18 protein-coding genes are annotated in these 12320 nt (G+C 71.8%); 12 read left to right on the plus strand and 6 right to left on the minus strand.

All coding sequences use genetic code 11. The annotated features are described in order from the left end of the window. Nucleotides 1–669: 669 nt before the first annotated feature. From ppdK to SSBG_RS21060, 12 genes are all read left to right on the plus strand, one after another. The gene (gene ppdK, locus SSBG_RS21010) at nucleotides 670–3465 is read left to right on the plus strand and encodes a pyruvate, phosphate dikinase (protein ID WP_008748080.1); all 2796 of its coding nucleotides are present in this window, start codon (nucleotides 670–672) and stop codon (nucleotides 3463–3465) included. 627 nt (nucleotides 3466–4092) lie between these two features. Next, nucleotides 4093–4842: a DUF6907 domain-containing protein gene (locus SSBG_RS21015; protein ID WP_008748081.1), complete on the plus strand. Its 750-nt coding sequence runs from the start codon at nucleotides 4093–4095 to the stop codon at nucleotides 4840–4842. Beyond that, on the plus strand, nucleotides 4839–5234 hold the full coding sequence (locus SSBG_RS21020) for a DUF6907 domain-containing protein (RefSeq protein WP_008748082.1): 396 nt from the start codon (nucleotides 4839–4841) through the stop codon (nucleotides 5232–5234). The genes SSBG_RS21015 and SSBG_RS21020 overlap by 4 nt, the downstream gene beginning before the upstream one ends. Further along, nucleotides 5231–5416: a hypothetical protein gene (locus SSBG_RS21025; protein ID WP_037870306.1), complete on the plus strand. Its 186-nt coding sequence runs from the start codon at nucleotides 5231–5233 to the stop codon at nucleotides 5414–5416. The genes SSBG_RS21020 and SSBG_RS21025 overlap by 4 nt, the downstream gene beginning before the upstream one ends. Beyond that, on the plus strand, nucleotides 5413–5613 hold the full coding sequence (locus SSBG_RS21030) for a hypothetical protein (RefSeq protein WP_008748084.1): 201 nt from the start codon (nucleotides 5413–5415) through the stop codon (nucleotides 5611–5613). Before SSBG_RS21025 ends, SSBG_RS21030 begins: the two co-directional genes overlap by 4 nt. Further along, nucleotides 5610–5804, plus strand: coding sequence for a hypothetical protein (locus SSBG_RS21035; protein ID WP_106429369.1), 195 nt, complete (start codon nucleotides 5610–5612; stop codon nucleotides 5802–5804). The genes SSBG_RS21030 and SSBG_RS21035 overlap by 4 nt, the downstream gene beginning before the upstream one ends. Beyond that, nucleotides 5801–6643: a hypothetical protein gene (locus SSBG_RS21040; protein WP_008748086.1), complete on the plus strand. Its 843-nt coding sequence runs from the start codon at nucleotides 5801–5803 to the stop codon at nucleotides 6641–6643. Before SSBG_RS21035 ends, SSBG_RS21040 begins: the two co-directional genes overlap by 4 nt. Next, nucleotides 6640–6795 carry a hypothetical protein gene (locus tag SSBG_RS33345; protein WP_158677801.1) on the plus strand — a complete coding sequence of 52 codons (156 nt, stop codon included), beginning with the start codon at nucleotides 6640–6642 and terminating at the stop codon, nucleotides 6793–6795. The genes SSBG_RS21040 and SSBG_RS33345 overlap by 4 nt, the downstream gene beginning before the upstream one ends. Before the next feature lie 12 nt (nucleotides 6796–6807). Further along, nucleotides 6808–7314 carry a hypothetical protein gene (locus SSBG_RS21045; protein ID WP_008748088.1) on the plus strand — a complete coding sequence of 169 codons (507 nt, stop codon included), beginning with the start codon at nucleotides 6808–6810 and terminating at the stop codon, nucleotides 7312–7314. Further along, entirely contained in the window at nucleotides 7311–7649 is a 339-nt protein-coding gene (locus SSBG_RS21050) for a hypothetical protein (protein WP_008748089.1), read from the plus strand. The genes SSBG_RS21045 and SSBG_RS21050 overlap by 4 nt, the downstream gene beginning before the upstream one ends. Nucleotides 7650–7718: 69 nt before the next feature. Next, complete coding sequence (locus SSBG_RS21055; RefSeq protein WP_008748090.1) at nucleotides 7719–8351, plus strand: DUF5753 domain-containing protein; 633 nt, start codon at nucleotides 7719–7721, stop codon at nucleotides 8349–8351. Beyond that, entirely contained in the window at nucleotides 8348–8503 is a 156-nt protein-coding gene (locus tag SSBG_RS21060) for a DUF397 domain-containing protein (protein ID WP_324603577.1), read from the plus strand. The genes SSBG_RS21055 and SSBG_RS21060 overlap by 4 nt, the downstream gene beginning before the upstream one ends. Nucleotides 8504–8585: 82 nt before the next feature. On the opposite strand, the gene SSBG_RS21065 is transcribed toward SSBG_RS21060, so the two are convergent. From SSBG_RS21065 to SSBG_RS21090, 6 genes are all read right to left on the minus strand, one after another. Beyond that, complete coding sequence (locus tag SSBG_RS21065) at nucleotides 8586–8771, minus strand: hypothetical protein (protein ID WP_008748092.1); 186 nt, start codon at nucleotides 8769–8771, stop codon at nucleotides 8586–8588. Then, complete coding sequence (locus tag SSBG_RS35015; protein WP_008748093.1) at nucleotides 8768–8986, minus strand: hypothetical protein; 219 nt, start codon at nucleotides 8984–8986, stop codon at nucleotides 8768–8770. The genes SSBG_RS21065 and SSBG_RS35015 overlap by 4 nt, the downstream gene beginning before the upstream one ends. Continuing rightward, nucleotides 8983–9423, minus strand: a complete 441-nt coding sequence (locus SSBG_RS21075) for a hypothetical protein (protein WP_008748094.1) — start codon at nucleotides 9421–9423, stop codon at nucleotides 8983–8985. Before SSBG_RS21075 ends, SSBG_RS35015 begins: the two co-directional genes overlap by 4 nt. A gap of 89 nt (nucleotides 9424–9512) precedes the next feature. After that, nucleotides 9513–10349: a helix-turn-helix domain-containing protein gene (locus SSBG_RS21080; RefSeq protein ID WP_008748095.1), complete on the minus strand. Its 837-nt coding sequence runs from the start codon at nucleotides 10347–10349 to the stop codon at nucleotides 9513–9515. Next, nucleotides 10346–11092: a DUF6879 family protein gene (locus SSBG_RS21085; RefSeq protein ID WP_037870311.1), complete on the minus strand. Its 747-nt coding sequence runs from the start codon at nucleotides 11090–11092 to the stop codon at nucleotides 10346–10348. The genes SSBG_RS21080 and SSBG_RS21085 overlap by 4 nt, the downstream gene beginning before the upstream one ends. 543 nt (nucleotides 11093–11635) lie before the next feature. After that, nucleotides 11636–12136, minus strand: coding sequence for a hypothetical protein (locus SSBG_RS21090; protein WP_008748097.1), 501 nt, complete (start codon nucleotides 12134–12136; stop codon nucleotides 11636–11638). Nucleotides 12137–12320 lie beyond the last annotated feature (184 nt).

A 12320-nucleotide genomic window follows, 5' to 3' on the forward strand; every position in this document is an offset into this window, starting at 1 on the left:
GGAGCCGGCCGTGGTGGGGGCCGGACCGGGCGTACGCGCCCGTTCCAGGCTCCGCGCACCCGCCGCGAACCGCCACTCGGCCCGTCGGACCCGCCCGGGTACCCGCTCGCCCGGCCCGACGTATCCCGGCCACGCCCCGCCCCCGCCTACGCCCCGCCTCCGCCTACGCTCCGTGATCACCCTCGCCTGGCTCACATCACTAGGCCCCCGCCACCACCCATCACCCCCGCTCCGTGGCACCGCATGTCCTCCCCGGTGTCCGGCGCCCCCCGTCCCCGGCTCGTCCTCGCCCGCGCGTCCGCATCGTGGTCCTTCCGGGGCTGATTTCCGCGTGATTCGCGCCACGTATGAGAGTGGTTTAACTCAGATGAGCGAACGGAAGGGGTTTTCGGCTCCCGAAGAGTGGCACCCCGTGCCACCCGGTCCCGTTTCAGGAGGTGAATACATGTGGCGATAACCCCTGCTCACCTGAGCGGAATATAGCGGAGTCTTGCCATCCGTTTTCAGGGCTTGAAGCGCCGGCCCTTCTGCGGCCCGCCCCGGCGCCACTTTCGATCTCCTGGGCGGCGGCGCGTTGTGCCCGTATGACCCGCAGGTCCAGGTGCCGGACCGCCTTGGATCTGGGTATGTTCCTCGCCGTCAGGGCAGTCAGTCGCGAGGAGTCATCCCGTGTCGTCAGCAAAGCAGCAGCACCCCGAGGCCGCAGGCCGTGCCGGTGCGGGCACGTCCGTCGCGACCGTCCCCGAGTCGCCGCGCGAGCCGGGCGGGGCCCCGAAGTTCGTCTACGACTTCACGGAGGGCAACCGCCACCTCAAGGATCTCCTCGGCGGGAAGGGCGCCAACCTCGCCGAGATGACGAACCTGGGCCTGCCGGTCCCGCCCGGGTTCACCATCACCACCGAGGCGTGCAAGACGTACCTGGAGAGCGGCAAGGAGCCCGCGGCCCTGCGCGACGAGGTGAGTGCGCACCTCGACGCGCTGGAGGCCGCGATGGGCAAGCGGCTCGGCCAGGCCGAGGACCCGCTGCTCGTCTCCGTCCGCTCCGGCGCCAAGTTCTCGATGCCCGGGATGATGGACACCGTCCTCAACATCGGCCTCTCGGACGCCTCCGTCGCGGGGCTCGCGGCGCAGGCCGGGGACGAGCGCTTCGCCTGGGACTCCTACCGCCGCCTGATCCAGATGTTCGGCAAGACCGTCCTCGGTGTGGACGGCGAACTCTTCGAAGAGGCGCTGGAGTCGGCGAAGAAGGAGAAGAAGGCCGCGACGGACGTCGATCTCGGCGCCGCCGACCTCAAGAAGCTCGTCAAGAGCTACAAGAAGCTCGTCGAGCGCGAGGCGGGCCGCCCCTTCCCGCAGGACCCGCGCGAGCAGATGGACCTCGCGATCCACGCCGTCTTCGACTCGTGGAACACCGACCGCGCCAAGCTCTACCGCCGCCAGGAACGCATCCCGCACGACCTCGGCACCGCCGTCAACGTCTGCTCGATGGTCTTCGGCAACCTCGGCCCCGACTCCGGCACCGGCGTCGCCTTCACGCGCGACCCCGCCAGCGGCCACCAGGGCGTCTACGGCGACTACTTGCAGAACGCGCAGGGCGAGGACGTCGTCGCCGGCATCCGCAACACCGTGCCGCTCGCCGACCTGGAAGGCATCGACAAGCCCTCCTACGACGCGCTCATGCGCATCATGGAGACCCTGGAGAACCACTACAGGGACCTGTGCGACATCGAGTTCACGATCGAGCGCGGCAAGCTGTGGATGCTCCAGACCCGGGTCGGCAAGCGCACGGCCGCCGCCGCCTTCCGCATCGCGACCCAGCTCGTGGACCAGGGGCTCATCAGCGAGGCCGAGGCCCTCCAGCGCGTCAACGGCGGCCAGCTCGCGCAGCTCATGTTCCCGCGCTTCGACGAGAAGGCCACCGCCGAACGCGTCGCGCGCGGCATCGCCGCCTCGCCCGGCGCCGCCGTCGGCAAGGCCGTCTTCGACTCGTACACCGCCGTCAAGTGGTCGCGCTCCGGCGAGAAGGTCATCCTCATCCGCCGCGAGACCAACCCGGACGACCTCGACGGGATGATCGCCGCCGAGGGCATCCTCACCTCGCGCGGCGGCAAGACCTCGCACGCCGCCGTCGTCGCGCGCGGCATGGGCAAGACCTGCGTCTGCGGTGCCGAGGACCTGGAGGTGGACACCAAGCGGCGCCGCCTCACCACGAGCGGCGGCACCGTGGTCGAGGAGGGCGACCTCGTCTCGATCGACGGCTCCACGGGCCGCGTCTATCTCGGCGAGGTACCCGTCGTGCCCTCCCCGGTCGTCGAGTACTTCGAGGGCCGGATGCACGCGGGCGCCGACGAGGCGGACGAACTCGTCGCCGCCGTCCACCGGATCATGGCCTACGCGGACCGCACCCGCCGCCTGCGCGTGCGTGCCAACGCCGACAATGCCGCCGACGCGCTGCGCGCCCGCCGCTTCGGCGCCCAGGGCATCGGCCTGTGCCGTACCGAGCACATGTTCCTCGGTGAACGCCGCACGCTGGTCGAGTCGTTGATCCTCGCGGACACCGACAAGGAGCGCGAGGAAGCGCTCGCGGAACTCCTCCCGCTCCAGAAGCAGGACTTCATCGAGCTGTTCGAGGCGATGGACGGACTCCCCGTCACCGTCCGCCTCCTGGACCCGCCGCTGCACGAATTCCTGCCGGACATCACCGAGTTGTCGGTACGGGTCGCCCTCGCCGAATCGCGCAGGGACGCCAACGAGAACGACCTGCGCCTGCTCCAGGCCGTCCACCGCCTCCACGAGCAGAACCCGATGCTCGGCCTGCGCGGCGTGCGCCTGGGCCTCGTCATCCCGGGCCTGTTCACGATGCAGGTACGGGCCATCGCGGAGGCCGCCGCGCACCGCCGCGAGAACAGCGGCGACCCGCGCGCCGAGATCATGATCCCGCTCGTCGGCACCGTCCAGGAACTCGAACTCGTCCGCGAGGAGGCCGAAGAGGTCATCGCCGCGATCGAGTCGGAACTGGGCACCGACCTCGGCATCTCGCTCGGCACGATGATCGAGCTGCCGCGCGCCGCGCTCACCGCGGGGCAGATCGCCGAGGCCGCGCAGTTCTTCTCCTTCGGCACCAACGACCTCACGCAGACGGTCTGGGGCTTCTCGCGCGACGACGTCGAGGCGAGCTTCTTCACCGCGTACCTGGAGAAGGGCATCTTCGGCGTCTCGCCCTTCGAGACCATCGACCGCGACGGCGTCGGCAGGCTCGTCGCCGACGCCGCCCGCGCGGGCCGCGCGACCCGCCCCGACCTCAAGCTCGGCGTCTGCGGCGAGCACGGCGGCGACCCGGAGTCGGTCCACTTCTTCCACGAGGTCGGCCTTGACTACGTGTCCTGCTCGCCCTTCCGCATCCCGGTCGCCCGCCTGGAGGCCGCCCGCGCCGCCGCGAAACCGGAGACGGACACGACGGCCTGACCCACCGGCCCGCCACAGGCCACCCCCTCGGGGTCCCCGCCCCGGGTCCCCGCCCCCGCCCGTCCCACCCTCACCGGGGCGGGGCGCGGGAAGCGCCCGGAGCACGAAGAAGGAGCGGCACCCTGTGCGGGGGTGCCGCTCCTTCGTGCATGACCTGCATCGTTGTGTCAATTCCCGCTCTGACCTGCGGTTTTATAGCTGGTTAGGACTGGTTGTATCCGGTTGTGTCCGGTCGTGCTGTGCCCTGGATGTGCCCTCGCCTGAGCGCGGGGGCACATCGCTGTCTGTGAGGGGTGGTCGCGCGGGTAGCTCGTCGGTCTCGTGGGTGAGCCAGCGCAGGAAGTCGCGGACGTGCTGGCCCCTGTTCCGCGGGCCGACCGCGCGGCCCGCCTTCTCCCACAGCTCGCGCTCGACCCTGATCGTCTGGCGTGGCGTCTTCTCTACGTTCGGCATCGGCTCTCCAGGTTCGTCATGACACCCGACCCTAGCCCCTTGCGGTGTCATGACACCAGGGCCTACGGTGGGTGTCATGACACCGGGCGTCGCCCGGACGTCAACGGCCCGGGTGCGGTCTCTGACCTCCGCACCCGGGCCTGACGGAACCCCTGCTCACACAGGAGACCCGCTATGAAGAATCTTCCCACCATCACGCCCGCTGCCGTCGAGCAGCCCGAGGCGGCGCCGGCCGAAGCCGCGGCGCGCACCATCACGTACCCCCTCGTCGGCGGGGGCTTCCTCTCCGTCGCCTGCCCGGCGTGGTGCACCGAGACCCACGAGCACGACCTGCTGCAAGGCGTTGACCCGGCCGACGTCGTGCACGAGGGCGACGACGTGTCGACGTCCTTCGAGCTGGCGTGCAACAACGGCACGCAGACGCTCCTCCAGGCGCGCATCGTCCAGGCCCCGTACAGCGAGACGCTGGAGGAGCGCCGCCCGCACGTCGTCTTCCGCCCCGAGCCCGACAACGAGACGGTCGCCGACCAGTACATGACCGCCGCCGGTCTCAACCGGGTGATCAAGCAGCTCCAGACGTACACGATCGAGCTGATGAAGCTGAGCAAGCAGCTCGGCGAGGCGCGCGCCGAGGAGCACGCGGGGCGGCGGGCGTGGCTCGACGCACAGGACAGGCCGGTACCGCCGAGCCCGCTGTCGCTGAACGTTGCGGACGCGCAGTCCATGCCGCTCGCCTACCTCATGAAGCAGTTCAACGCCCGCGTCATCGAGGAGAACGTCGGCGAGGGCGAGGGGCTGGCCGAGACGCGCATGGTGCGCGTCGGTGACGAGTTCCAGGTGCGCCTGGACTACCGGCTCACGCAGATCATGCGCGAGGACGCGATCCGCCGCCTGTTCGTGCAGTACCTCGGCGGTGCCCGATGAGCGCCCCGCGCACCGTGACGGTGGGGATCCTCGTGCGCAGCCTGCGACGCCTGACCGTGCCCGAGCCGTCGTGGTGCCTGGGGCACCCGGAGGCGCGGCACCCCGAGGCGCAGGTCGACCTGACGCACGAGGGTTCCCCGGTCTCGCTCGACCTGCGGGTCGGCGACGAGGAGCCGCAGCCGTTCCTCACCCTCACCCCCCTGTCGCACCCGTACTCGTCGGCCGAGGACCGGCGCGAGCCCTTCGTGCTCGTGTCCGTCGAGCTGGACGACTCGGCGTGCTCCCCGGCCGAACTCCTCGACCTCGCGGACCAGTTCGCCGAGCACGCGGCGGCGCTGCGGGCGTGGTCCCGCTACTTCTCCACCCTCCTCGCGGACGGGGGCAGCCGATGAGCCTCACGCCCTACGACGAGATCAGCATCCGCCACGCCCGCGAGATCCTGGGCCGCGCCGACCTCGTCGACCTCACCGACCCGATGGCCGCCGCCAGAGCGATCGGCGAACTGAAGGTCGCCGTCCGCTCCCTCCTCGCGATCCTCACCCCGCAGCACAGCGACGAGGAGGCCACCCGATGAGCTTCCTGTCATGGCTCGGCGGCGGCAACGATCGCCAGCTCGCCGAGGAGCAGTACGCGGGCCGCGAGTCCGCGTCGGACCGGGCGTCCCGCAAGCGCCGCGAGCGCTACCACGCGGGGGGCGCCACGCGCGCGGCCCGCAAGGGGCAGTCGTGGGACGACGAGCGTTGGCGCGAGCGGCAGGGGGGTTCCCGGTGAGCGGGAGTATCCCGCGCCGGCCGACCGAGGTCGCCGCCATCGCGGCGGCGGCCCGGTCCGTCCGGCCTCTTCCCCCCGTCGAGCTGCTGCTCGCCGCCGTGCGTCTGTGCCAGGTGCGCGGGGACCGCGCGGGCGTTCGCCTCGCGGCGGCCCGGTCCGCGCGGGCCCTTGGCCTGGAGGTGGCCGAGTGAGCGCGCGTAACGGAATCCGTAACGAAAGTCGGGACGTCCTCGGCTGGCTGGCCATGCTCGCCTGCGTGGTGATCGCCGCGCACGGCGAGTGGTCCCTCGCGGTCCAGGCGGGCTACCAGCCCTACGTCGCCGCGGCGCTGCCTGTCGCGGTGGACGCCTACGCGATCCGCTCGATGCAGGCCGGCCGCGAGGTGCTGGCCCCGGTCCTCCTGATGGTGGCGACGAACGCGGCGACGCACCTCGTTCACGCCGAGCTGCTGCATGTCGGGCCGTGGCTCGTCGTCGCCGTCTCCGCGATCGCCCCCGTGGTCCTGTGGCGGGTGCACGCGCTACGGCGTGCCGCCGCGGAGAAGGTCCCAGCGGTCGAGGGCGATCACTTTACGGGCGCCCATAAAGTGATCAGCGCCCCGGGCGCGGCCCCGGCGGTCACGTTGGAGCGGGAGCCGGAACCGGCGGAACCGGCACCGGAACCTGAGCAGGTTCCGCCCGCCGTCGAGGCACCCCGTACACCGGTCCTCGGCCCACTGCTTCCCCTCGCCCAGCTCCTCGCCGCACCCGCCCCGGAACCGGCCGGAACCACGGGCGGAACCGAGCCTGAGCAGCACGAACGCGCGGCGGACGAGCGTCCGGAACCCGGGCCGGAACCGGCGGAACCGGCACCGGAACCACGGGCGGAACCGGAGTTGCCGGGCGGCCAGTTCGGCGAGGACATCGTGACCGTCCGGACGTGGCTCGCCGTCGAGCCGGGCCTGAGCGGAACCGAGATCGGAACCCGCCTCGGCAAGTCCGACAGCTACGGCCGCCGTGTGCGCCGCGCAGCCGAGGCGGTGGCCGCGTGATCGTCGTCGGCCTCCTCCTCGCCTTCGTCGCCTGCTCGATCGGCGCCCTGTTCCTCCTCTTCCTCGTGGACCCGCGCGCCGTGCCCCCGCTCACCGGCACCGCGGTTCTCGTCCTCACCATCGCGGCGCTCGGCGTCGCCATGTTCCGCTGAAAGGCGCCCCTCATGACCTACGTGACTCTCGGCGGCGTGACCGTCGGCGTGTGCCTGCTCGTCTGGACGCTCGTGCAGTGGTACCCCGGCGCGAAGCTCCGCAAGGACCCGTTGCGGGTCCTTGCCCGCCTGCTTCCCTTTGGCCTCGGCTGGATCTACGGCGTCCTCGCGATCCTCACCGTGGGCGGCATCGTCGGGTGGATCGCCCGCGGCGCCCTGTGGATCTCCAACTGGCTCGGCGACGTCGCCCTCGTCTGGGGGGTTGGTGGGGACCCGGGCGCGCACGCCAGCGGGCACGCGTTCCTTCCCCTTACTCAGACCGGCACGGCCGTCGTCCTCATCCTGACGGCCGCGATGGTCGCCGCGGTGAAGAAGTCCACGCACGGCCCCGAGTTGAAGCGCGGCGCGCTGTGCGGCGTATGCCTCGGCACCTCGGCCGGGGTCGCCGGGTTCGCCGCCGTGCCGCTTGCGCAGGCGGTGAACGTCCTCGGGGGCTTCGTGTACGGGGCCGTGGCATGACGAAGCGGAAGACGGCCGAGGAGGAGCCGGAGCCGTCCCCGCTCGCGGGCGGGTGCGTCGTCGCCGGGCTCACCCTCGGCGCCGGCGCGGGCCTGTGGGCTGCGTCTCCGGCCGCCGCGATCCTCGCCCTGTGGGGCGGTGGCACGGCCCTCGTCTGGCGGCACGCCCGAACCCGCATGTCCGATTCGTCCGCCACTCCCCTACCGGGGGAGGACCCCTCTCCCGAGGATGACGAGGCTGGTCACAGCGATGCGCCCCGAATCTCCGTCGAACGCCGAGCGGGGATGTTGATCATCAAGGATCTGAGCGAGCAACGTCGCTACGAGGTCCCGTAACCCCGCCGAATCCCCGGCCGGGCGCCCACCCGTGCGGGCGCCCGGCTCATCTCCCGAAGGACTTCAACCATGACCGTCACCGACTGGCGCGCGACTCCCGAAGCTCCGCACGCCGAGCACATCGCGCGGCTCCGCGCCCTGGACCGCGAGGCGAACGCCGTCCGCGGATGGCAGCCGACCCTCTTCCCCGGGGTCCTCCAGAGCGCCGCCTACGCCGCAGCCGTCCTCGCGACCCTCGCCCCGGCCCTGCCCGCCGAGGAGCGCACCGCGCGCGCCCACGCCCGCACCGAGCGGATCAACGCGCTCGGCGCCGGCCCCGGACGCACCGCCGCCTTCGTCATCCCCGCCGCCACCCTCACGCGCCCCATGGGCGGTATGCACGTCCTCGCCGACCAGCTCGGGTACGTGCTCGACCTCGTGGCCCTCCGCCCCTCCGTCACTGTTCACGTTCTCGCCGACGACGAGGCGCACGCGGGGCTCGCTGGGGGCTTCGTCCTGTACGAACTCGGCGCGGAGCAGGCCGTCTTGCGAGAAGATCTTGCGGGGACGCATCTCACGAGGGAACCGGACGACGTAGCGGCATACCGCGCCGCGTTCGCTGACCTCCTCGAACGGGCACTTCCGCCCGCCGCGTCCCTCGATCTGATCGAAGAGACGAAAGGCACCCTGTGCGCCACCCTGAACCGCCCCTCCGCTGGGTGAGGTCGAGCCACTGCGACGCGGGGAACTGCGTCGAAGCCGCGCCTACCCGCGCGGGCATCCTCGTCCGGGACTCGAAGGCCGAGAGGGGCCCGCGCCTCGGGCTCACCCTCGGCGCCTGGACGACGTTCACGGCCTGGACCCGCACCACCTGAGCAGGACGAAGCCCCCGACCGGATCGGCGCCCGGTCGGGGGCTTCGTGCTGCCAGCCCCTTACGGGGGCGTGGGGGCGGGAGTCAGTGCGCCGCGCGGGCGGCGGCGAGTTCGCGGCGGAGTCGTGCGTGGCGGCGGCGGTCGCGCGGGCACGCCGCGTGGACGGTGGCGGAGGGACGGGCGCCGGAGATCGCGTCGCGCGGTATCTCCTCGATCTCCTCGCCACGGCGGATCACCCGGCCGCAGCGCTCACACGCGTTGGTTCTCACGAAGCCTCCCCGGGGTTGTGGACGTGTGCGCAGCTTCGGCAGGCGCGCGGGAACCAGGCCGGGCGAGTCCAGGTCGCCGCGCGGGCGCCGAGGTCGACGTCGTCAATCCCGGGCTGTAACGCGGTGGCACACCAGACGCAGGCGGCGCCGCGCCGTTGCTCGGCGGTGAGGGTTTCGACGGCGGGCAGGATGACCTCGCCCGCGGGGACGCTCACCGGGCCGTCACCCCGGCCGGGCCGAACGCGGCGCCGAGCTGGGCGACTGGGGTGAGCCGCCCGCTTCCGTCCGGGGGTTCGAGCCACAGCCGCCCCTCACTCCCGATGCCCTCGTGCGGGCAGTCGAGCACCCAGCCGCGCGGGTGCACGGTGAGCTGCCGAAGGTCCGCCAGGTCGTCCGCCTCGTCGGCCGGCACGAGCCACCACGCGAGCGGTTCGCGCACGGAGGCGAGGACGGGGCCTAGCGCGCCCGTGGGGCGGATGGCGCACATGGCGTCGATCGACGGGTAGAGCGGGGCCGCGACGACCCGCCACGCGCCGGACGAGGGCACGGGCACGAGCTGGTCATCGAGCGCCCATATGCGGAGTGCCTGCTGCGGGTTCGCCACGGTGTGCGTGAGCCACTGGCGCCCGATCTCACCTCGGATGACTGCCATGACACGGACCGTAGGCGCGCGCGCGAATCAGCGGCCTGCGTGATTCTCCGTGATTCTCCCGCCCACCCGGAGGATGCGCGGGAATTCGCTCAGTGCACGTCCACGCTGGCCCGCGCGCGGGTGATGAGCCGGTGAGCGTGCGCCCCGTAGACGGCCGCTGAGGCGAGCGCGTCCCACACGCGGCGGTACAGGGTGACGCTTTCGCGGTCGTCGAGCCACAACTCGGCGTGCCAGTCCTCGGCGATGGCGAGGCGGTCGTCGTACAGCCAGAAGCCGTTGGCGGGCGGGATGGACACCTGCGCGCCGAAGGGGATGATGCCGAGGCGCACCGTGTCCAGGCCGATCACCCCGCCGAGGCGGTCGAGTTGAGCGGCGAGGACATGTGGGGCGCACACGCCCGCGTGCAGGGCCGCCTCCCACATGAGGATGTGGAACACCCGCCCCTGCCCGTACAGGAGATCCTGGCGGCGGATGCGGGCGCGCACGGCGTCGTCCACGTCGCGCACGGACTGGTGAAGGTCCTGGTAGCGGTGGAAGACCGCGCGGGCGTAGTCGGGCGTCTGGAGCATCCCCACGACCATCGAACTCGACCAGGCGCGAAGGACGGTGGAGCGCTCGTACTCGACGGTGAGCGTGTCCTGCACCGGGCGGTGCCCGGCCCGCAGTTGGCGGCGCCACGACCGGATGTGCGACTCCAAGCCCGTGAGACGGGCGCACAGCTCGCCGGCCGCCTCCGGGTGGCCCGTCGCCTCGGCCCACGCCCGCAGATCCTCCGGGGTGGCGGACTGACGGCCCGTCTCCAGCTTCGACACCTTCGACTGCGGCCAGCCCAACCGGGCGGCGAGATCCCGGCCGGTGACCCCGGCGCGCAGCTCACGAAGGCGCGCGCCGAGGGACACCCGGCCCTGCTGGTAATCGGTGGTCACACGCCGAAGGTAGCGCCCGCCTGGTCAAACGGCACGGCGAAGTGCTCGGCGGCCTCGCGCACCTGCGCGTACCGCACGACCTCCACAGGGTTCGTGATCAGCTCGACGCCCGTCATGTTGTCCTCGGCGTCGAAGTGGAGCAGCGCGACCACGCGGCCGTCGAACAACCAGAAGTCCTCCGCCGGGAGGTCCAGTTCTACAGCGCGCGAGCGGGACAGTACGTGGATGCGCTCGCCGACCGCAGTGTTGCGGCGGGCGTTGTCGAGCAGGTACCGCTGCCCCTCGGTTGCGGGCTCGTCCAGGACCCGGACGCGCTCGAAGCGCTTGCCGAGCGCCGCCTGCTCGCGCCGGTTCACGCACCACGGGTCATCCAGATCCCAGCTCACGCGGCCCTCCGCGAGGAACTGCGCGTAGGTGTCGGTGGCCTCGTCCTCCGCGTACCGGCGCCGGGTCTCCAGCCGCCACGCCGAGTGCTTGACCTTGGCGAACATCCCGCCGAAGTCCTCGAAGCTGATCCACTGCGGCACGTGCACAGGCTCCTTCGGGCCGAAGTTCGCCAGCAACTCCCGCGGCACCGTCACCGCGCCCTCGGCCGGCGTCAGGTTGTCGAGCTGGTCCAGCTCTCCCGGGTCGGTCACCCGGTCACCCTGGACCACGTACCGGTCCGTGCCCGGCAGCTCGTACAGCGTCGGGCACCCGTCGTTGCCGGAGTTCGTACCGACCTTGCGCAGACGACGCGACATGCTTCCCCCTCGGGGTCGAGCGAATGATGCCGGGAACGTAACCCCGGCCCGCAGCCTCCGCCAGAGCGCCCCGACGAGCCCGGCGAGGGAAGGGGATCGGTTGCGCCGACCCCCTTTGGGCTGTCCACACTGCGGACCCCCTTCGGGTTTGCGGGGGACAGGCCGTCCCTCGCGACTGCGTCCGTCAGGCTGACGGTCGCAACCGACAGGGGGTCGCCCTGACTATCTGTGGGGCAGGGGCCACGGTTGCGGGGGTCACGGCGACCCCCGCAGTTGCGGCGTACAGCCTGTCCGCCGCAACTGCGAGGCAGAGCCCGAGGGTTGCGGCTCCGCCGTCCGGAGCCGCAACCGTTGCCTGCTGAGCAACGGAGGTAGGACCGATCCGGTACAGGCCGGGCCCACACGGGGACAGCGCGTCCCCCTGTGGGGTCCTTGCGGGACCTCGCAAAGAGGGCGCCCGTAGGGTCCTCGCGGGACCCAACCATGGTGATACACCCACGGTTGGGCCTCCGTGGGGCAGGGCCCCATGCAGGCACCTACCGCCTACGAGCCGAGGAGCGTCCCCGGCCGCGCGGCCTCTGTTGCGAACCACTCAGCCACAGCGGCGAACGAGTCCACCACAGGGCGGCCCTCCAGTAGAGACCTGTATGCCTGCCGTCCCCGGCGGCTGGGGTGGCCAGGGTCCTCCGGCGGCAGCGACGCCTCGGGCGCCCACCGAACGGCAACCGGCTGAACCGTCAGCGGGAAGGTGATGGGGAACCGAACCCCGCCCGACTCCTCAACGGTCATCGGTATCTGATGCGCGGATCGGTTCCGCACCCACTTCACGGCCTGGAGGAGGGCCGGCCCGTGGCCGTTCAACGACTTGTACGAGGCGTCGTCTTCCCTGAGTCGGTCGTCCAGGGCCACAGCCCAGTAGGCGGCCTCCGAGGCCGATACCAGGGCAGTGCTGGCGCTCGGCGTCTCGGCAAGCCCTCGGACAAGGCGTCCGCGGGCTTGCTCGAAGCCGTGAAGCGCGAGGCGGTACAACGGCGGCGTCATCATGCGGGGACCCTACTGTCCGGCTCACCGGCTCTTGATCGGGCGAGCGCGGACGACTCTCGGGGGTGGGCAGGGGAGCCCCTGGGCGGCCTGCTCGGATCGGGGACGTGTAGACGTCGGCCCCGGGTACGGGTCTGGGGAATCCGAGGCCCACCACGAGGGCGGTTGTCGGTGAGCCTCCGCATCA

The organism is Streptomyces sp. SPB074 (assembly GCF_000154905.1).
Lineage (GTDB): Bacteria > Actinomycetota > Actinomycetes > Streptomycetales > Streptomycetaceae > Streptomyces.

Coding starts and splice junctions, on each gene's coding strand:
- SSBG_RS21015 (WP_008748081.1), top strand. CDS start 4,093: ATGAAGAATCTTCCCACCATCACGCCCGCTGCCGTCGAGCAGCCCGAG.
- SSBG_RS21020 (WP_008748082.1), top strand. CDS start 4,839: ATGAGCGCCCCGCGCACCGTGACGGTGGGGATCCTCGTGCGCAGCCTG.
- SSBG_RS21025 (WP_037870306.1), top strand. CDS start 5,231: ATGAGCCTCACGCCCTACGACGAGATCAGCATCCGCCACGCCCGCGAG.
- SSBG_RS21030 (WP_008748084.1), top strand. CDS start 5,413: ATGAGCTTCCTGTCATGGCTCGGCGGCGGCAACGATCGCCAGCTCGCC.
- SSBG_RS21045 (WP_008748088.1), top strand. CDS start 6,808: ATGACCTACGTGACTCTCGGCGGCGTGACCGTCGGCGTGTGCCTGCTC.
- SSBG_RS21050 (WP_008748089.1), top strand. CDS start 7,311: ATGACGAAGCGGAAGACGGCCGAGGAGGAGCCGGAGCCGTCCCCGCTC.
- SSBG_RS21055 (WP_008748090.1), top strand. CDS start 7,719: ATGACCGTCACCGACTGGCGCGCGACTCCCGAAGCTCCGCACGCCGAG.
- SSBG_RS21075 (WP_008748094.1), bottom strand. CDS start 9,423: ATGGCAGTCATCCGAGGTGAGATCGGGCGCCAGTGGCTCACGCACACC.
- SSBG_RS21085 (WP_037870311.1), bottom strand. CDS start 11,092: ATGTCGCGTCGTCTGCGCAAGGTCGGTACGAACTCCGGCAACGACGGG.
- SSBG_RS21090 (WP_008748097.1), bottom strand. CDS start 12,136: ATGATGACGCCGCCGTTGTACCGCCTCGCGCTTCACGGCTTCGAGCAA.